The sequence below is a fragment of the Streptomyces sp. NPDC050508 genome, assembly GCF_040655155.1.
Classification (GTDB): domain Bacteria; phylum Actinomycetota; class Actinomycetes; order Streptomycetales; family Streptomycetaceae; genus Streptomyces.
This window is the reverse complement of sequence record NZ_JBFAJJ010000016.1, coordinates 217,767-235,986: the sequence shown is the minus strand read 5'-3', so window position 1 is coordinate 235,986 and position 18,220 is coordinate 217,767. Positions and strand designations below refer to the sequence as shown.

Genomic DNA, 18,220 nt, shown 5'->3' with positions numbered 1-18,220 from the left:
CTCCTTGGTTGCTGGGATCAGACGACGTCGGTATGGGGGAGGGGCCGGCCGAGCAGGACACGGCCGTAGAGCTCCCGGCTGGTCTCGACACTCAGTGCCGCGTGGCGGGAGGCCGTCCCGATGTCGCGCCAGGCGCGCTGCAACGGTGAGTCGTCGGAGAAGCTGCTCGCCCCGGCCGTGTCGAGCAGGAGGCTGACGGCTTCGCGGGCGCAGCGCATCGCGTGGCTGCCGTCCATCCTCAGCCGTGCCCGGGTCTCCAGGTCGGGGCGCCGTCCGTCGCGTGCGGCCTCGTCGATCTCGTCGGCCGCGCGCCGCACGTGCAGTCTGGCGGTGTCGATCAAGGTGGCGGCCTGGGCGACGTTCAGCTGGTGAGGAGCCGCCTCCGCCGTATGGGAATGAAGGGGGGAGACGGACCGCTTTCCGCCCGCGAGGTCCCGGACGACGCATTCGAGCGCGCCGCGGGCGATGCCTATGCCGGTGCCGACCAGCGGCAGATTGATGGACAGCGGGAAGACGACCCGGGGCTCGCCCGGATGGCGCCGGCTGCCGATCCCCTCGGCGATCTCCGCGAACGACACGAACCGCTCGTCCGGGACGAAGAGTTGCTGTGCCATCGCTGTCCGGCTTCCGGTGCCCCGCATGCCGGCCATGTGCCAGGTGTCCGCCACCGTCAGTGTGGACGCGGGGACGAGGGCCAGCCCGCGTTCCGGCCGGCCGCGGTCCTCCCGGACGATGCCCAACAGCACCCAGTCCGCAAGATCGATGCCGGATATCCACGGCCACCGCCCGCTGAGTTCGAGGCCCCCGGACACCGCCGTGACCGAACCGGACGGATTGGCGGCCCCGCAGAGCAGGGCATCGGGAGCCGACGTCCAGATCACGGTGCGGACCGCGTCGGGCAGTTGAGAGGCGAACAGCGCGGCCCCGTACGCGATACCGACGAGCCATGAACTCGACGCGCACCCCGCGGCCAGCTCGGCACACACGTCGACCGCGGTACGCACACCGGCGCCATGGCCGTCGTGGCGGCGCGGTGTGCCCAGGGTGAACAGCCCGGCCTCGCGCAGGGCCTTCGCGCTCGGCTCGGCCAACGTGCGCTGCTGCTCGGTCTGTTCGGCGTGGGCCGCGACGACCGACGCCATCTCCCTTGCCACCTGGACGAGTTGGGCCTCGCTGACACTTCGCGATAAGTGATCCCGGTCGTTCGAGTGAGTCATCGGGGGTTTCCCTCTCTGGCGTCTGATCCACAACGGGGTAGCGCTGCGCCAGGCGGGATCAAGCCGCCGTGCAACAACATCATCGTACCTGGAGGTGATTCCTCCGGATAAGCTGATGGCGACGTCCATACCGGTCCCCGGTCATGCCGCGCCCGCCGAACTGGCCGCTGTCCAGGTCGAGTTGCTACGGCGGGCCGTGCCACGTCCGCCGGGGACGGCGACCGGCGGACACTCCGGTGATGCGGCTTGCAACGGCGTTCCGGCAGCCGTCGGACCCCGAACACAAGGGAGAACACGTGAAGATCGTCGTGGTGGGCGGCGGCGTCGCCGGTCTTGTCACCGCTCTGAGCCTGCATGCCGCGGGAACGACTCCGCTCGTCTTCGAGTCCGCCCGCGAACTGCACGCGGTCGGAGTCGGGATCAACCTCCTTCCCCACGCCGTACGCGAACTCACCGAACTCGGGCTCGGCGACGCGCTGGACGCCATCGCGCTGCTGCCGGAGCGACTGGTCTACTGCGATCGTCAGGGGCGCCGGATCTGGGAGGAGCCTCTTGGCCTGAAGGCCGGCTACCGATGGCCCCAGTACTCAGTCCACCGGGGCGAGTTGCAGATGCTGCTGCTGGACGCGGTCCGCACCCGCATCGGGCCCGACGCGATCCGCACCGGCATGGCCTTCGAACGCTTCGAGCACCAGGAACCGGGTGCGGCAGCGCACTTCGTGGACCGACACACCGGGTCGTCCGTCGTGATCGAGGCCGATGTCCTGGTCGGCGCCGACGGCATCGACTCCCGGCTGCGGGCCCAACTCCACCCCGGTGAGGGTGCCCCGCGCGGGAACGGCGTGCAGATGTGGCGGGGCATGAGCCGGTACCCGCACATACTCGGCGGGCGGGCGATCGTGGTGGCCGGCGGACGCCCCGGCGACAAGTTCGTCGCCTACCCCGTCGACGACCCGGCGGTCGAGGGCGGCCCCACGCTGATGAACTGGGTGCTGGAGATCCGCCGGCCGGAGCCCCCCGAGGGATTGGACCGCTCCAACCGTCCGATCCCGACGGCCGAGGTACTGGCCGAGCTGTCCGGGTGGGATCTGCCCTGGGTCGACCTGCCCGAACTGATCCGCAACTCCACCGACGTCTACGAGTACCCGATGGTGGACCGGAACCCGCTGCCGCGCTGGAGCTTCGGACGGGTGACACTGGTCGGCGACGCCGCCCATCCCATGTACCCCATGGGCATGAACGGCGGCTCCCAGTCGATCGTCGACGCACGCGTCCTGGCCTGGGCGCTCTCGCAACACGACGATCCCGTACGGGCGCTGGAGCAGTACGAGAACCTGCGCCGGGAACCCCTGAACCAATTGGTTCTGGCCAACCGTGAGTTGGGCCCGGAGAAGATCATCGCCCTGGCCGAGGAGATCGGCGGCCCGGTGCCCGCGGAGCAGGCGACGGCCGTCTCCCAGGGGTACAAGCAGCTCGCCGGGTGCACGACCGCCGTACTCAACTCCCGCGATTCCTGGTCGGTTTCGCCGGTTGGTCCGTGAGGGGCGCGGTCGGCGCCACGTCGATCAGTGCGCCTCCTCGTGGTGGCGTCGTGACGGAGCCGGAGCGTTCCCGCCGCCCGACGCGGTGGTTCTGCGCGCGGCGGCGCGAGCCGGACCGTCGGGGATCGTGAAGGCGAAGACGGCGGTCGCCGCCGCGAGGGCGGCCAGAGCCAAGTAGGCGTGCTGGTAGGCGGTGACGGGCGGATTCGCTGCGGCCGCCGTGGGCGTGCTCAGGACCAGGGCCGTGGTCACCGCCGCCGGTGCGAAGGCGCCACCGGTCTGCCGTACGACCGTGTTGAGCGTCGAGGCCTGGGCCAGGTCCTTGCGGGAGAGGGTCGCCAGCGAGGCCACCGTGGTCGGCATGAAGACGCCGCCCATGCCGATGCCGAGCAGGAACATGTAGGCGCGGAAGGTCCACAGGCCGGTGTCCTGGTCGCAGGTGGCGAGGAGCAGCAGGACCGCGCTCACCATGGCCAGGCCGCAGCCGATGATGATCCTGGGCCCGACCCTGGAGTAGAGGACCCCGGCGATCTGGACGGTCAGCAGGACGCCGAAGGCCTCGGGGAAGGTGCTCGTGCCGGACTCCAGCGCGGAACGACCCTGCCCCTGCTGGAGGAAGAGCGGGCCGAGATACATCGCGCCGAGGATCGGCACCAGGCCCACCAGATTGATCAGGTTGGTGTCCCGGAAGAGCCGGTCCGCGAACAGCCGGAGCTTCAACAGCGGCTCGGCGACACGCAGTTCGAAGACGATGGCGGCCGTGAGCAGGACCGCGCCCAGGACGAGGGCGGCGACCACGGAAGGGGAGGACCAGCCACGGTTGGGGCCCTCGGAAACGCCGAACATCACGCTGCCCAGAGCCGCCGCGCTCAGCAGCAGCCCGGTGAGGTCGAAGCGGCCGGGCCGGTGGCCGCGGTGCGCGGCGAGGAACAGCGCTCCGAACACGACGGCGGGCAGGCCGAGCGGCAGGTTGACGTAGAACACCCAACGCCAGGACAGGTGGTCCACGAGCAGTCCGCCGAGCATCGGGGCAGCGGCCGGGGCTATCTGCTGCGGGATGATCATGTACCGCGAAATCCGCACCTGCTCCCAGGAGTTGAAGGTGCTGAAGAGCAGCGAGGAAGCGGCGGGGAAGAGCAGTCCGGCGGACAGACCCTGCACCGCGCGGGAGGCGACGAGCTGACCGAGGTCGGCCGCGGCGCCGCACAGCAGCGACGAGCCGAGGAACGCGCCGAGGGCGGTGAGCAACACCCGCTTGGCGCCGAACCGTTCGACCAGCCAGGCGGAGGCGGGGATGGCCATCGCCAGGCAGACCGGGTAGACGACGACCACCCCGTCCAGGGCAGCCGTCGTCAGCTGGAACTGGCGGGCGATCGACGGGAGCGCCACGGTCGTGATCGCTCCGTCGACGATCGCGATGAACGTCACGCAGACGCACATGACGGGGACGACCAGCCGCTGGCCGGGGCGGAGGCGGAGGGGTATCCGGGGGACAAGAAGGACACGGGGGACGGGAAGGCGTCGGAACGGCAGCACATGCTGAGCATACTCACTATGTGAGTGCTCAGTGTTGCCGTCCGGGGCTCGTACAATCGGCCCTCACCACGGAACGGGGAACGCCATGACAGTGCACGGCAGCAGCGACGTCCTGGTCGACGAGCTCTACGAGACCACTCACCAGCTGCGCCAGTTCGTCGAGACCCGGCTGCGCGCCAACGGGGCCTCGGTCGCGCGACTGCGTGCCCTGCGCATGCTCGCGCGGGCCGAACAGCCGCTGCGCATGCGGGACTTGAGCGAGATGACGGGCGTCGCGGCACGGACCACGACCAGTATCGTCGACAGCCTGGAACGCGACGGGCTGGTGGAGCGCGTACGCCACCCGCACGACCGTCGCGCGTTCCTGCTGCGCCTCACCGACAAGGGCCGGGAGTGCCACCGCGAGGCGGAAGAGGTCGACGGCCTCGCGCTCGCGGAGGCGACGGCCGAACTGGACCCGGAGGACCGCGCACACCTGCGGACCCTGCTCGCGCGCATCCGGAAAGCGACGTCCTAGGATCCCGCAGACCTCACGTGCTCAGGCGGTGGTCCAGTCGCGCAACTGGCGGGCGATCCGGGCGAGGCCCAGCTCCCCGGAAGCGGCGTCACGGACGAGCGCCACGGCTGCCTTGGGCGGGTAGTCGAGGCGGCGCTCGTTGAGACTCAGGTAGGCCTCGGTGGCGTGCCAGGCGAAGGCCTCGTTGGAGTGTTCCAGACACGGCAGCTTCGCCAAGGTCTGCAGGAGTGCAGCCGCCTTGAGATGGAGGGAACCGTAGATGTCGCGCTCCATCGCGCGGGCGTCGACGCGGGCGGCAGCGGCGTAGAGCGGGCCGTAGTCGTCGACCTGGGGGTCGCGGTCGAGCAGTTCGGCGGCGTGCAGCAGGAAGGTGACGTCGAGCGCGTGCGGTGGTTCGGGCTGGGTCACGCGGCGTGCCCCTGCTCCCGGCGTTCGAGTTCACGGAGTGCGTCCGCCTCGGCCGCCCGCTGCTCGGCGCTGGGATCGGCGCTGCCGGGCTCGGCCGCGAAAGCTGCGCCGCTGCGCGCCATGGACTCCTTGAAGCCCTCCAGGAACCGCTCTTCGACGGCCGTCGCACGGGCGTAGGCGGCCGAGAGGATGTACTCCTGCAGGCTGACCCCGGCCTGCTTGGCGGCGGCCTCGATGGCCGCGCGTTGCCGGGGGTCTCGGAAGCGGAGGTTCATGGCTTTCGGCGTGTTCGGCATGGCGTCCACGGTACCAGTGGTACCACGCGTGGGGACCGGTGTTTCCTACACGGGCGTATGCCCCTCCAGGTAGGTGCGCACGGGTGCGGGCAGCCCCGCGGCGATGGCTTCCGCGAACGGTGCCCAGCGCAGTTGCCCCGCCGTGAGCCGAGCCTCCCCCGACGGGTCCTCGCTCAACAGGTGGCACACCACGGCCGGCCCGCCTCCGGATTCGGATTCGAGAAGGCTTGAGCCGTCCACCAGATAACCGGTGAGCTCGTACACCGCCCGCGCGGCGGTGGCCTGCGCCGTCTCGGCGTCCTCGGGGACACCGGACGGCAGGCTCCAACCATCCTGCCCGTCCACCAGCAGCAGGCGTCCGTCGTTCACGACGACCGCGTCCACCACGTCCTCGGCGGCCTGCTCCAACGTCATGTCCCAACCGTCCCTTCACACAAGGAGCGACCGAGGTCCGGCCACGTCCGAGCCCCTTCCTACCCGGGACACATCGGTTCACGCGGGCTCGTACGACTCCACGCCGACACTTCGTGACCCGAGGGAACCAGGACACCCCACCAGGCGTTCCCCCTGACAGGAAGGGTGACGCCCCGTCAAGGATGGTGCCAGATGGACCCGGTGTCGGTAGGGCAGCTCGCATCGCTGGCCGGTGGTGCGGGCGGCGAGGCGGGACGACAGGTGTGGACGGGTCTCACGACTCTCCTACGGCGACCGTTCCGCCGCGGCGACGAGGGCGCGGGCGCTCCGGGACCTGGCGAGGACGAACTGGTCCGCCTGCAGCAGGCCCCCGGTGACGGAACCCGGGCCCACGCGCTGAGCACGGCCCTGGCCGTACGCGCCGCACTGGACCCCGACTTCGCCACCGCCCTCGCCGCCTGGCACGAACAGGCGAAGCTGGTCCACATCGGCGACAGTACGGTCAACAGCTGGACCAGCTTGGCCAGTTACTACGCTCCGGACCTCCAGAGCGGCAGTGACGACCTGAGCCTGGAGACGGCACCGGCGGTTTCGGACCCGGCAGGGCCGTCACTCACGACGTAACGACACTCCACCACTCACACGAGCCCACTCGATATCTGCCACGACACCCTTGCATCAGGACATGGCAGACAGCGCGCCCCTGACCCCGACCTACGTTGGGGCGATGATCTCCTCCTCGGCCGCCAGCGCCTTGTCGCCAACGACCCCCAAGGTGCCGCGTGCGCTGCTCACCCCCAGTTGGTTCGCGGCCGTGATGGGTACCGGCATCGTCGCCAACGCGGCGGCCGGCCTGCCCCGGCAGTTCCCCGGGCTACGGACCGCCGCCACGGTCGTCTGGGTGGCTGCCGTAGTGCTGCTGATCCTGCTGGCTGTCAGCTACCTCCGGCAGCGGGCGCTGCGGTCGCACGCGGCCGATCCGGTCGTGGCCCAGTTCTTCGGCGCACCCCCGATGGCACTGCTCACGGTGGGCGCCGGGGTGCTGCTCCTCGGCCGACGGGTCATCGGGCTCGACGCGGCGCTGGCCGCGGACCGGGTGCTGTGGTCGCTGGGTACCGCACTCGGCCTCGCCACAGCTTGCACGGTGCCGTACCTGATGGTCACCCGCCACCGTTTCGCGCCGGACGCGGCGTTCGGCGGCTGGCTGATGCCGGTGGTGCCGCCCATGGTCGCCGCCGCGACCGGCCCCCTGCTCGTCCCTCACACCCCGGCCGGACAACCACGACTCGCCCTGCTCCTCGCCTGCTACGCGATGCTCGGCCTCGGCCTCGTCGCAGCCCTACTGGTCCTGGCCATGCTCTACGGCCGCCTCGTGCACCACGACGCACCCACCGGAGCGATGGTGCCCACGGTGTGGATCGGCCTGGGGGCGCTGGGCCAGGCGGTGACGGCGCTCGGCGCGCTGGCTGCGGCGGCACCGAGCACGCTGCCCGCGCTCTACGCCCGAGGCACCGAGGTCTTCGCGCTGCTGGGCGGAATCCTGGTGTGGGGCTTCGCGTTGCTGTGGCTCGCGCTCGCCACAGCCCTGACCGCACGGACGATCCGCGCAGGGCTGCCCTTCGCGCCCACCTGGTGGTCGTTCATCTTCCCGTTCGGCGCGCTCGTGACCGCCACCAGCACCCTCGCGGCGCGCACCGGCTCGGACCTGTTCGTCTGGCCCACCGTCGCGTTCTACGTGCTGCTCGTCCTGGCCTGGCTCATCGTGGCCGGTCGCTCCCTGCACCACCTCGTGACTACGATCCCTTCACGCGTACCCGCGCCGGCGTAACGCCAACTCCCGCCCCAGAGACGGCATCCGCTGGGGTGGACGCCCCCTTTGCACGCGAGCCTCACCACGTCATCTCAGGGCCGGGTCACGGCTCCCCATGAGAGGCTGGACGGCATGGGGGCAACGCCGGACGATCGGGCTTCCCGGGAATTCCTGGCCGGGATCCACGTCGGAGACCTCTGCAGCGGGACCGTCGCAGAGGTCACGCGGTCTCGGGGAGTGGCGGTGACCCTGGACGGGTTCTCCGCGTATCCGCTGGGGACTGTCTGGCCGGCGGACGTCTCCTGGCGTTGGAAGACGGCTGTGGCCGTGAAGGTCGGCCGGCGGATCACCGCGGAGGTGGTGGCCGTTGATCTGGACGAGAGCCGAGTGCGGCTGTCGATGACGGCCACGGAGAATCCGGAACTCTGGGCGTTTCTGACATCACGTCACCGCGGTGAGATTCTTTCCGGGACAGTCGCGGCGATCGAGCGGTTCGGCGTGTTCGTGTCGCTGGACGATGGCCCTGACCACCCGGTCTTCCCCGGCGTCGGATTCATCACGATCCCCGAACTGTCGTGGCGCCACATCGACGCGGTTTCGGACGTCGTTCGCGTCGGGCAGCACATCTCCTGCGAGTTCCTCCAGTTCGACGACTGGAACGGCGAGGCAAGGCTGTCCCTGAGAGCGCTGCAGCCGGACCCCTTCGCGGCGTTCGTCGAAGGGATAGCGGTGGGCCGGACACTGCGCGGACACGTCACCAAGATGATCCCTTTCGGCGTCTTCGTCCGGGTCGCCGACGGCATTGAAGGACTGGTCCATCTGCAAGAGCTCACCCTGATGCCCGGCGAGACTCCGGAGGACGTCCTTCAGGTCGGCGACGAGATCACGGTCGTCGTCACAGAAATCGACCGAGAACGACGCAGGCTGGCACTCTCCCAACGATAGGTTGCACCCGACCTCCGGTGACGCCTGAGTGGCGGAGTTCGTGGGCGAGTTAATGGCGGAGTTCATGGCGGAGGTATCCGCATCGGTTCCGCAGAAGGACCGGCGGGCCAAGGCGACTGCTGTCTGCGCGAGTTGATGCCGGATGGGCGGCGCGGGTCGATCCGCCCGCGGCCGTGCTGAACGCCCCGCCCTGGTCGGGCAACGGCCGCAAGCCCGCGCGGCGCTACGGCCGCTGCGCTCGCATTTCGCGAGCCGGGGTTCCGGCCCGCCGGGGTGGGGGGCCGCGGCCGGATCCAAGCCGCGGCCGAAGCACAGACCGGCAGTTGGGACTGGGTGCTGCCGGACCTGTGGCTGCTCGCCGAGCGACCGACGGGCGCCGCTGATCCCACCGACCTATTGGCTGGCCCACCTCCCGGCCCCGACATGCCACTCGCCGGACTGGTTCGCCCGGCAGGGATCCGCTGGCGCATCGAGCACGACTACCGGCAACTCAACATGGCCTGGGACTGGGCCACTTCGCAGGCTGATCGCGGCCCGGCGGCCGTCATCACCGGCGCCTGAACCACCGGCCATCGCCCCCGGCTTCCGATCAGCGCGAACGAGTTCAACACCCACTCACACCGGACGGAGCGCTACGAGCGGCCGGTTCAGAAGGCGTGCGCCATCAACTCCGCGAACAGCACGTGCTCGTCGACGTCGAGGCCCCGCGAGCGGAACCAGCCGCAGATGTTGGCGCAGTCGCGCTGGAGGAAGGTCATCCCATTGAGGTTGCCGACCAGGTCGACGATCTGGGGGAGGTCGATGATGACCAGCCGCTCGCCCGCGGCCAGGATGTTGTACGCCGAGAGGTCCCCGTGCACCAGGCCGTTCTGCACCATCGTCGCGAGCGCGTCGGTCAGTTGCTCGAAGTACGCCGCCAGCAGCTCGGGTGAGGGGCGGGTCTGGGCGAGCCGGGGCGCGGTCGCGACGGTGCCGTCCTCGTCGACGACGGTGATCCACTCCATCAGGATCTCGGTGCCGTCGATCTGGACCGGATAGGGAACCGGCAGCCCGAGGTTCCAGAGCCGCACCAGCGCGGCCCACTCGGATACCGCCCACTCGCCGGCCGCGACCTGCCGACCGAAGGTGCTCTTCCGCTTGACGGCCCGTTCGTCGCGTGAGCGTTTCATCGAGCGGCCCTCGGTGTAGGACGCGGCGCGGTGGAAGGACCGGTGCTCGGGGGAGCGGTACCGCTTGGCCGCCATGACCACGCCGGCCGCGGGGTCGAGAGGGTCGGCGCGCTCGACGAGGTGGACGTCGGCCTCCTTGCCGGTCTTGAGGACGCCGAGTTCGGTGTCGATCGCGCCCTGCGAGGTCACCACCCAGTCCGGGAGCGGCTCGGGGCCACGGCTGAGGGGTTCGACGCTGAGCCAGGTCGACCAGCGCTGGCCGTCCTCAAGGTTGTCGTCGTAGGCACGGAACTCGAAGACGAAGCGGTCGTCTACGTCGCCCAGGTCGTCCGGCTGCGGGACGTGGCGGTCGGGGTCGGTGGTGAAGACGTCAGGAAATGACGGGTGTTGAGGGCGCTGAGGGTGCTGCGGGAGATCGTCGCGAGACATCGCTGGAGGTGCTCCATGAGGTGAGAGGGAGGCGGTCTGTGGGCAGGCCGAGGGCAGTCGTGGTCACAGTCGTGCCTCCTCTCGTGGAGCACCGGGCAGCTCCCGGTGTCCGGCCCATGGTGCGGGGCGGACACCGGGAGCGGCAACCGAATAAAGTCGGCCCGCGTCGAGCGGTCGTAGCGGTACCGCAGGTTTCCTGCGTGATCCTTCGTGCACGGCTCGTCCTGGCCCTGCACGGGCTGACGTTGGCGGGGTCGTCGTCGGCCCTGGATCCGCGGCTGTCGCGGGGATCGACTTGCGCTGCTCCTCTGGCTTCAGCCCGCGCAGACAGCAGTCGCAGCTAGCCCGCTGGTTCTTCCGCGGAACCGAGGTGGATACCTCCGCCAAGTCACTCCGCGGACCCGCAACCTGCTCCTCACGAGCACAGACCGGGCGACCTGACGGGAGTCCTATGCCGCATAGCGCATTCCGCAGGCGACCTGGTGAGGGAGGGGCGGCGGACTGCGTCATTGGTACGGCACCATTCCCGGTTCGGCCGGGGCGTCCGCAGTCGGTCTCTGGGCTACCGAGGCCCGTTGGCTCGCTGTTCCACGTTGCTCAGCCGACCGGTCCCGTCATCGCGCGCGGGCGTACTGCCGGTTCGAGCAGTGACAACGTCCGCTCCTCTGCATCGAGGGCGGCGCGGATACCGACGGGCACCGGCAGATTCGGGCCTGCGTGGTCGCAGGCGGTCAGTGAGAGTCGGGCAGGCTGTCAGGTGTGGAGTGGTGCGGTGAAGTACTACGTCTACTTATCGGGTGGACCCCGTCAGTCCCTGAGCCGCGTCGATCACGCTGTCCGCCACCTCGGTCACCGACTTGGATGCGTCGATGATCGTCGCGCCGCGGCTTTCGTAGATCGCTCGCATCCGAGGATTCCACTTCAGGGCCGCTGCGAGCTCTTCGGGATGCTGACCGAATGTGTTCGTGGTGCGGGTCGCGAGCCGGTGGCGGAGGGTGTTCTCGTCGATCACCAGGCACACGATGAGGTCGAAAAGATCGCGGACGTCTGCCTCGTTCTCCGCCGATCCACACAAGAACGCGGTCCGGAAACGGGACTCCTCGACGAGGATCTCGACCCGCTCACGGACGATCGCCCACCCGTATCGGTCGAGCCAGCCCTGAGGAACCGGATCCGGAGGATCCACCACAACCTCGCCCTTGGCCCGGTCGATCCAGCGGCTGAAGCCGTCCTCGTCGGCGTCGAGCGCAACGTAGCCACGCGCTCGCAACACCCCGCAGACCGTGGACTTTCCAGCACCTGAATTGCCCGTCACCCATACCAATGTCACGCCGTCAGCGTAGACATGACCACTCCGGGACAGTGCTGTGACCGCCCAGGCGCGCCTCGGCGTGGATGACGAGGCCGAGGGTTCGGGCCTGGGGCATCGTGGCAGGCGAGGCGAGGCGAGGCGAGGCGAGGCGGGACGAGGAGGGACGAGGAGGGCAGTCGATCGGTTGTGATCCGTCGGGTTACGAGTCTGTCCCAACGGACCGTGGCCGCGCACAAGTTCGGGACGGTGACAGGAACCGTCGTCCCGGCTGGCCGTGGGCGGGTCCCGGCGTGGTGTGTCCGGTGATGGTGGGCGTTTGCGGCTGGCTGTCCGTGTAACAGGAATGTCTTATGCGGTGGCTGTGCGGAACGGTCGATCGGGCCGGCCGCTCTTGATGATCAGAAACGCCCGCTCGTACCGACCCGTACCGAGCGGCCGGCACCGCCCACCGATACTGAGGAAGAAACGATGCGCGTTCACAAGCTCACCTTCGCCGCCTTGGCCGTCGCCGCCGGTCTCTCGCTCACGGCCTGCCAGAACAACGACGCCGGCACGGGAAAGAGCGCACCGTCGAACGGGTCCACCGCGTCGTCCGGGTCCAACGCGTCTTCCTCAGGCGGCAGTTCGGAGCAAGGTGGCGCGAAGGACTCCGCCGGGTCGAGCACCGCAACGAACTCCGGGGCGACGAGTTCCGGCGGCACGGGTACGGCCGCAGGGACCGGCTCCAACGCAAATGCCAAGCTCGGCAAGTGCCGTACCGACGAGCTGGAGTTCGCGGCGAAGGACAACACCATCGACGGCGACCCCGACGGCACGGTCGTGGTGGAGCTGACGAACCGTGGCGGCCGGGACTGCACGATGTACGGGTACGCGGGCGTCGACCTGAAGACCAACGCGGGGTCGCTGTCCGCGAAGCGCACCGGTCAGCAGGCCGTCTCGGTCGTCGTCAAGAACGGGAAGTCGATCGCCTTCCCCATCAACTACCCGTTCAACAAGTCGGGCGGCTCCGGCGTCCGCATCACCGGACTGGTGGTGACCCCGCCGAACGAGACGAAGTCGGTCACCCTCAACTGGCCGGGCGCCGCCACGCTGCCCGTCACGGACGGCTCCGGCTCCCCGGTGAAGGTCGGCCCGATCGGAAGCGCCGGGCAGGGAGGCTGACCCGCACGCCTGCGGCCCGGGTTTTTGGGCCGCTGGCGTGTTGGGGAGGGTTGGTCACTTTGCTGTGGTGACCGCGAAGAGGGTGTCGGAGTTCGTGGTCGACGGGCTTAGTGGACGGGGCCCCTGCGTAGTGCTGCGAGGCGGGCCATCTGCTCACCCATGCCGCGGGTTCCGGCCAGTGGCGTGCGGGCGTGCGGCCAGACGGAGCGGACGAGGCCGACGTGTCGTACCCTGCCGAGGGCGACGACGGGGGCGAGGAGCACGATGTCACGCAACGTCGCGTGTTCCAGGATGAGTTGGGCTGTCACGGCGTCCGTCGTATCGTGCGGGATGTCGTAGGGCTCGACGATGTCGTCGAGGTCCAGCAGGCCGTACCGCGCGGACAGAATCAACAACCGGTCGGGGCGCAGTGCGTCGGCCCCCTTGCGGCACGCGCGGTGGTACGAACCGATGTACAGGTCCGCGGCCCGCGCGGGCCGGTCCAGTTTGCGGCTGCCGCACGGGAAGGCGCGCGGGTTCCAGGAATCCTGGACGCCGCGCCACGAGAACCCGTACGCGAGTCCCCGAATGACAGGGCCTTGCACACGGGTTGCCGACCGTCGATCAAAGCTCACCGGGTGCTTCGGGTAGACGGGGCAGGGCTCGAAGCCTGTTCCGTTGTTGGCCGGGTGGGCGTGGCGCTGACCCCGGAGCGTGCAAGCCGCCTCCGTGCCCGGCACAGGACTTCACGCATGTGCAGTCCTGGATCTCATTTGGGGAGCCGCCGGTGTGGGCGATCTGAGGTGAGCAACCGACGAATTGCGCCGACCTGCTCGGTGCGATTTTCCCCGAACCCGTCGGCGGCCCGGCCGCGTGTGTCTTCAGGTGCGCCCGGGCCGGGGTAGGGCAGACAAGAAGGGGAGAAGCTCGCGGGCGAAGGCGTCGGGACATTCCTCGGGCACGAAGTGGCCACTGCCCGGAATCACTGCACCGGTCAGCCCCTGTGCGACCGTGTTCAGACTGTCGGCGAGTCGGGTGTCTGTGCTGTGCTCGCCGCCGACGGCGAGTACGGGCATGGGGAGGGTTCCTCCGGTTTCGTTCCAGGTCCGGTTGATGCGGCCGTCCTCAAGGAGTGTGCGGTAGTGCGCGAAGCCGGCGCGCAGTGCTTCGTATCCGCGGTAGGAGGAGGCGACGGTGGCGATCTCTTCCGGCGGGAAGGTCCCGGGTACCGCGGACAACCGATCGAACCACCAGGTGAGGAAGTCGCTTTCCCGGCCTTCGGGGAGCAACTCGGGCAGTTCTTCGGTCATGAAGAGGCCGAAGTGGAGCAGACCGCCAGAGGCCACGTCCATTGCCTGTTCAAGACCGAGGCCAGGCAGGGCGAGTTCGACGAGGACAAGGTGTTCGACCTCCTCGGGGTGGCGGCGGGCGTAGGCGAAGGCCACCATGCCACCGATGTCGTGCCCGACGATGCGCACGCCGCTGTGGATGCCGAGTTGTGCGAGGAGTTCACGCATGTCTTCCGCCTGTGTGTCCTTGTCGTATCCGCTCGGGGGACGGTCGGAGGCACCAGTGCCACGCAGGTCGGGCGCGACGACGCGGTATCCGTGCGCGGCGAGGGCCGGTATGGGGTGCCGCCAGGCCCGCCATGTCTGGGGCCTGCCGTGCAGAAGAAGTACGGGTTCACCGGACCCGCCGACCACGGCATGCAGCCGGGTGCCGTTTGCCGCGACGGTGATGCTTTCGAATCCGTCGGGCGGCGAGCCGGCCGGTACCTGGTCGGTGAACGTGATGCAGGCTTCGGTGCGTTCGGTGCGGGGCAGTGAGGCTGGCATCGTCGGGTGGGGCGTTCTCGAAGCCGGAGGGGGAGGTGAGGGGGGAGGACACTGCTCTGGGAAGGAAGAACCTGACGGGTACGGCCGATGCCGTGCGGGACACCGACCCTCGTGAGGGTCCGTGCTCCGGTCCCCGCCGCGGGAGGCCACCCCTGTGCGAGGCATGCTGCCCGGTCCGGGAGCACTAGGAGGTTCACGTCTCCGGTGCGAGGGCTTCGCGGACTGCGGGTACGACTTCGGCGGCGAACGCGCGAATCTGCTGGACGTGGTCTCGTTTGGGCCAGATGACGAAACCGTTCATTTTGACGGTGCGCACGAGGGTGACAAGGTGCTCGGTCCACTGGGCGGCGGGCCCCTGGAACGGGCCGGCCGACTCCGGTTGGATGACACCGGCGATGTTGTAGACCCGGCGGATCATGTCCGGGTCGCGGCCCGCCGTCAGAGCTGCGTAGTCGATGCGGCGGACGGCCGTGGGCAGTGCGTCGAGTCCGAGGTAGGCGTGCGAGGGAAGCCAGTCGTCCGCTTTTGCACCGGTCAGGGCCAGCATGCGGGGCCGTACGAGCCCAGCCACAGTCCCAGACCGGGGGTCGGCGCCGGGCCCGGGTGGACGTCGGCGAGCGAGTAGTGCGCGCCGTGCGTCCGCACACTGTGCTCGCCACTCCACATCGCCCGGATGACGGTGATCGCCTCTTCAAGTGCGTCGACGGCCTCCTTCGGCGTGCGACGGGAGCCGCCCATGGCCTCGATGGCTTCCCAGAAGGCGCGGGCGCCCAGGCCGAGTTGGACCCGGGAGCCGCTCAGTCTGTCCAAGGTCGCCGCAGCCTTGGCCAGCAACGCCGGCGGGCGCAACGGCAGGGAGCTGACCGTCGGGACGAGCGTGACATGTCGCGTCCGCGCGGCCAGGAAGGTGAGCAGTGTCCAGGTGTCGTCGAACGCCTCTTGGTAGGGGTGGTCCTGGATGGTGAGAAGACCGAGGCCGAGACTGTCGATGAGCAGTGCCTGCTCACTGGAGCGGCCGACAGGTAAAGCGTTCGGCTCTACGTTCGCGCCGAACAGGACAGGCAGTGGCATGAAGGTCTCCTGAGCAACCGGTACTCGACGCCGGCCGGGCGGTGGTCGCAGGTGCGGAAGGGAACGGAGCCGCTGTCGTCCCGGAGGCAGCGCCTTCAAGAGCAGGCGGCAGCCGGGGCGGCACCGCTTGGGTCCGTGAGCGGTTCAGCGCGGCGGGCCGAGAATGACGCCGCCGTAGAGTTCGGATGCCTCCGCCAGGAGGGACTTGGGGATTTCGAAGCCGTCGGGGCGCGGGCTGGTGAGGTCGCGTCCGGCGTGGCGGAACATGCCCTCGATGCCGCCGGGCGTGGCGATCATCAGAAGGTCGGCGCGGTCGGAGGTGATGCGGTAGCCGTGCGGGACGTTGCGGGGCAGGTAGACAATCCCGCCTTCACGTAGCTCGTGTTCCTCCTCCCCGGACCACACCAGGGCCGTGCCCTTGATCAGCATGAACACCTCGTCCTCGCGGGTATGCAGGTGGAACGGCGGGGCTTCGCCCTTGGCGACATCGAAGCGGCCCACGGTCAGCTTGCCCTCGGTGGCTTCCTTGTCGAGCAGCACGGAGAACGTTCCCCCGTCGAGCCATTCCAGCTTCTGCTGCTGTTCGGGCTGCGCCAGATAGGCCATGGTCATCGGAGACCTCCAGGGAAACTCCGGCCTTCAGGCCGGGGCGGAATCGGACTCTTGCGGAGCGGGCAAGGGGTCGGGATTCGCCCCCCGGGGCGAATCCCGGTGGATACGGACTGACCGGAGATGGAGATGACCGGCTGGTTGCAGGCGGCTGTGCGGGGCTGGCCCCGCAGGTGCGGGGACCGGCCGCCGCGGGAGGAGGTCAGTCGACGGTGAGGACGAGCTTTCCGCGGCTGTGGCCGGCGTCGCTGGCCTGCTGGGCCTTGGCCGCGTCGGTGAGCGGGTAGGTCGCGCCGACCGTGGTCATCAGTGTGCCGTCGGCGGCCTGCTGGGCGAGTTCGGCCAGCCGGGCCGCCGAGCGGCGCTGCGGGCCTTCGGCGAAGACGATGCCGAGTTCGCGGGCGCGGAAGTCGGCGGTGGTGACGATCCGGTCGGTGCCGCCGCGCAGGGTGATGGAGTCCTCCAGCGCGCCCTTGCCCGCGGCGTCGAGCACCGCGTCCACACCGTGGGGGGCGAGCGCGCGGACCCGCTCGACCAAGCCGTCCCCGTAGACCAGCGCGATGGCGCCAAGTGAGGTGACGTACTCCTGGTTGGCCGGGCCGGCGGTGCCGATGACGCGTGCGCCGCGGGCGACGGCGAGCTGGACGGCGATGGTGCCGAGTGCGCCGGACGCGCCGTGGATGAGCAGGGTCTCGCCGGCCTTGACGTCGAGCAGGTCCAGGACGCGGTCGGCGCCGTCGCTCGCCACGGGCAGAGCGGCTGCGTGCGTCCAGTCCAGACCGGCCGGCTTGAGGGCGAGGACGGTCGCAGTGGCGAGCGCGTACTGGGCGTAGGCGCCGGTGTCGGACCAGCCCAGCACCTCGTCGCCCACCTTCAGATGGTCGACGCCCTCGCCGACGGCGTCGACGATCCCGGCGATCTCACCACCGGGGACGGCGGGCAGGGTGGTGGGGAAGATGGCTTCCATGGTCCCGGAGCGGATCTTGCCGTCCACCGGGTTGACGCCGACCGCCTGTACACGCACGCGGACCTGGCCGGAGCCGGGTTCGGGGACCTCGGTCTGCGCCTCGTGCAGGACCTCAGTGCCGCCGAACGTGTCGAAAACGATGGCTTTCATAACTGTGTCTCCTTCAATGAGTTGATCCGGCGAAACCAATGAGGTGGCCGGATACCTAAACGTGCCGCCAGTCATATGGCTGGCCACATATCTGTTGGGTGGGCTCGTTCGCTGGCTGGAGCCGTGGCACTTCGGGCCGCCTGCCCGCGCCCAGGGCTGTTCAGCAGCTTCCGGCCTGAGCGAAGTCTTCGTGTCCGAGCTGATCGTCGGGGCTGGAGTCCGTGGGAGGCCGGCCCCGAAGACGGGTTCCTACGAGTTCAGCTCGGCCGGAACGACCGGGTCGGAACTCTGGTGCCGCTGCTTCGGGCCGTCACCCGGCCCGGAGCTGCACCTGCGCGCTGTTGTCCTTTGTTTCGATGACGTGGACGCACCGGTCGAGGGCGGCCACCATGTAGCGGCGCCAGAGCGGGGTGAAGGGACCGGCGAGGATCCAGCGGCGGCCGGGCAGCGGCTTGAATTCGTAGGTCCAGCGGATGAGTGTGCCGTCACCGTCGGGGTTGACGTTGAACTCGCCCCGGATGCCGGCCGCGAGGCGGGAGAGGACGTTGGTGAAGCCGGTCAGCTGGTAGGCGAAGCTGGAGCCCGGTACGTACTCGGTGAGTTCTTCGTCGGCCTGGGAGCCGTCGTCGAACTGCGGGTTTCTTCGCGGGCCCGCGTGGTCCCAGGCCTCGGTCTGGTTCTTCACGCTGCTGATGCCGGGGAACGGGGCCACCGGGCGGAAGACGGTGGGGAGGTCGATGGGCACCAGGATGCGGAAGGCGTCCTGGGGTGCCGCGCGGGTCCGCTGCTGGACGGTGATGGTGACGGTCTTGTCGGCTGGGCCGATGAGGAGTGTGGTCATGGTTCAGCTCTCC

At 69.5% G+C, this 18,220-nt stretch carries 21 protein-coding genes; 7 read left to right on the top strand and 14 right to left on the bottom strand.

What is annotated here, in order from left to right:
* Positions 1-17: 17 nt before the first annotated feature.
* Positions 18-1,217 (bottom strand): acyl-CoA dehydrogenase family protein, encoded by a 1,200-nt coding sequence (locus AB0I69_RS37105; protein ID WP_363100132.1) that lies wholly within the window; start codon positions 1,215-1,217, stop codon positions 18-20.
* 296 nt (positions 1,218-1,513) lie between these two features.
* Between AB0I69_RS37105 and AB0I69_RS37100 the strand changes: the two genes are divergently transcribed.
* Positions 1,514-2,758 carry an FAD-dependent monooxygenase gene (locus tag AB0I69_RS37100; RefSeq protein ID WP_363100153.1) on the top strand — a complete coding sequence of 415 codons (1,245 nt, stop codon included), beginning with the start codon at positions 1,514-1,516 and terminating at the stop codon, positions 2,756-2,758.
* Between the two features lie 24 nt (positions 2,759-2,782).
* Here AB0I69_RS37100 and AB0I69_RS37095 read toward each other — a convergent pair whose 3' ends face one another.
* A complete protein-coding gene (locus tag AB0I69_RS37095; protein ID WP_363100152.1) occupies positions 2,783-4,198 on the bottom strand; it encodes a DHA2 family efflux MFS transporter permease subunit in 1,416 nt (471 codons plus the stop codon).
* Between the two features lie 181 nt (positions 4,199-4,379).
* Here AB0I69_RS37095 and AB0I69_RS37090 point away from each other — a divergent pair, with 181 nt between their 5' ends.
* A complete protein-coding gene (locus tag AB0I69_RS37090) occupies positions 4,380-4,811 on the top strand; it encodes a MarR family transcriptional regulator (RefSeq protein ID WP_363100131.1) in 432 nt (143 codons plus the stop codon).
* 21 nt (positions 4,812-4,832) lie between these two features.
* Here AB0I69_RS37090 and AB0I69_RS37085 read toward each other — a convergent pair whose 3' ends face one another.
* Genes AB0I69_RS37085 through AB0I69_RS37075 form a run of 3 tightly spaced genes read right to left on the bottom strand, consistent with a single transcriptional unit; the run spans position 4,833 to position 5,929 of the window.
* The gene (locus AB0I69_RS37085; protein WP_363100130.1) at positions 4,833-5,219 is read right to left on the bottom strand and encodes a fic family toxin-antitoxin system, toxin component; all 387 of its coding nucleotides are present in this window, start codon (positions 5,217-5,219) and stop codon (positions 4,833-4,835) included.
* Positions 5,216-5,515 (bottom strand): DUF1778 domain-containing protein, encoded by a 300-nt coding sequence (locus tag AB0I69_RS37080; protein WP_363100129.1) that lies wholly within the window; start codon positions 5,513-5,515, stop codon positions 5,216-5,218. The genes AB0I69_RS37085 and AB0I69_RS37080 overlap by 4 nt, the downstream gene beginning before the upstream one ends.
* A gap of 45 nt (positions 5,516-5,560) precedes the next feature.
* Positions 5,561-5,929 (bottom strand): NUDIX hydrolase, encoded by a 369-nt coding sequence (locus AB0I69_RS37075; RefSeq protein WP_363100128.1) that lies wholly within the window; start codon positions 5,927-5,929, stop codon positions 5,561-5,563.
* 192 nt (positions 5,930-6,121) lie between these two features.
* Here AB0I69_RS37075 and AB0I69_RS37070 point away from each other — a divergent pair, with 192 nt between their 5' ends.
* The 4 genes from AB0I69_RS37070 (at position 6,122) to AB0I69_RS37055 (ending at position 9,245) form a co-directional block, all read left to right on the top strand.
* The gene (locus tag AB0I69_RS37070) at positions 6,122-6,553 is read left to right on the top strand and encodes a hypothetical protein (protein ID WP_363100127.1); all 432 of its coding nucleotides are present in this window, start codon (positions 6,122-6,124) and stop codon (positions 6,551-6,553) included.
* A gap of 61 nt (positions 6,554-6,614) precedes the next feature.
* The gene (locus AB0I69_RS37065) at positions 6,615-7,757 is read left to right on the top strand and encodes a TDT family transporter (RefSeq protein WP_363100126.1); all 1,143 of its coding nucleotides are present in this window, start codon (positions 6,615-6,617) and stop codon (positions 7,755-7,757) included.
* A gap of 48 nt (positions 7,758-7,805) precedes the next feature.
* Entirely contained in the window at positions 7,806-8,684 is an 879-nt protein-coding gene (locus tag AB0I69_RS37060) for a S1 RNA-binding domain-containing protein (RefSeq protein WP_363100125.1), read from the top strand.
* Positions 8,685-8,957: 273 nt separating this feature from the next.
* Positions 8,958-9,245 carry a hypothetical protein gene (locus AB0I69_RS37055; protein ID WP_363100124.1) on the top strand — a complete coding sequence of 96 codons (288 nt, stop codon included), beginning with the start codon at positions 8,958-8,960 and terminating at the stop codon, positions 9,243-9,245.
* Positions 9,246-9,331: 86 nt separating this feature from the next.
* On the opposite strand, the gene AB0I69_RS37050 is transcribed toward AB0I69_RS37055, so the two are convergent.
* Together AB0I69_RS37050 and AB0I69_RS37045 are read right to left on the bottom strand one after the other, a co-directional pair.
* On the bottom strand, positions 9,332-10,282 hold the full coding sequence (locus AB0I69_RS37050) for an RIO1 family regulatory kinase/ATPase (RefSeq protein WP_363100123.1): 951 nt from the start codon (positions 10,280-10,282) through the stop codon (positions 9,332-9,334).
* Positions 10,283-11,072: 790 nt separating this feature from the next.
* A complete protein-coding gene (locus AB0I69_RS37045; protein WP_363100122.1) occupies positions 11,073-11,555 on the bottom strand; it encodes a hypothetical protein in 483 nt (160 codons plus the stop codon).
* A gap of 507 nt (positions 11,556-12,062) precedes the next feature.
* Between AB0I69_RS37045 and AB0I69_RS37040 the strand changes: the two genes are divergently transcribed.
* The gene (locus AB0I69_RS37040) at positions 12,063-12,755 is read left to right on the top strand and encodes a DUF4232 domain-containing protein (protein WP_363100121.1); all 693 of its coding nucleotides are present in this window, start codon (positions 12,063-12,065) and stop codon (positions 12,753-12,755) included.
* A 107-nt stretch (positions 12,756-12,862) separates the two neighbouring features.
* Here AB0I69_RS37040 and AB0I69_RS37035 read toward each other — a convergent pair whose 3' ends face one another.
* From AB0I69_RS37035 to AB0I69_RS37005, 7 genes are all read right to left on the bottom strand, one after another.
* On the bottom strand, positions 12,863-13,339 hold the full coding sequence (locus AB0I69_RS37035) for a DUF6884 domain-containing protein (protein WP_363100120.1): 477 nt from the start codon (positions 13,337-13,339) through the stop codon (positions 12,863-12,865).
* Positions 13,340-13,615: 276 nt separating this feature from the next.
* Complete coding sequence (locus tag AB0I69_RS37030; protein WP_363100119.1) at positions 13,616-14,569, bottom strand: alpha/beta hydrolase; 954 nt, start codon at positions 14,567-14,569, stop codon at positions 13,616-13,618.
* Positions 14,570-14,762: 193 nt separating this feature from the next.
* A complete protein-coding gene (locus AB0I69_RS37025) occupies positions 14,763-15,116 on the bottom strand; it encodes a hypothetical protein (protein WP_363100118.1) in 354 nt (117 codons plus the stop codon).
* On the bottom strand, positions 15,104-15,640 hold the full coding sequence (locus AB0I69_RS37020) for an LLM class flavin-dependent oxidoreductase (protein WP_363100117.1): 537 nt from the start codon (positions 15,638-15,640) through the stop codon (positions 15,104-15,106). The genes AB0I69_RS37025 and AB0I69_RS37020 overlap by 13 nt, the downstream gene beginning before the upstream one ends.
* A gap of 144 nt (positions 15,641-15,784) precedes the next feature.
* Positions 15,785-16,252 (bottom strand): cupin domain-containing protein, encoded by a 468-nt coding sequence (locus AB0I69_RS37015; RefSeq protein ID WP_266527036.1) that lies wholly within the window; start codon positions 16,250-16,252, stop codon positions 15,785-15,787.
* A gap of 199 nt (positions 16,253-16,451) precedes the next feature.
* The gene (locus AB0I69_RS37010) at positions 16,452-17,366 is read right to left on the bottom strand and encodes an NADP-dependent oxidoreductase (protein ID WP_363100116.1); all 915 of its coding nucleotides are present in this window, start codon (positions 17,364-17,366) and stop codon (positions 16,452-16,454) included.
* 310 nt (positions 17,367-17,676) lie between these two features.
* Positions 17,677-18,207, bottom strand: a complete 531-nt coding sequence (locus AB0I69_RS37005) for an SRPBCC family protein (RefSeq protein ID WP_363100115.1) — start codon at positions 18,205-18,207, stop codon at positions 17,677-17,679.
* Between the last annotated feature and the right edge of the window lie 13 nt (positions 18,208-18,220).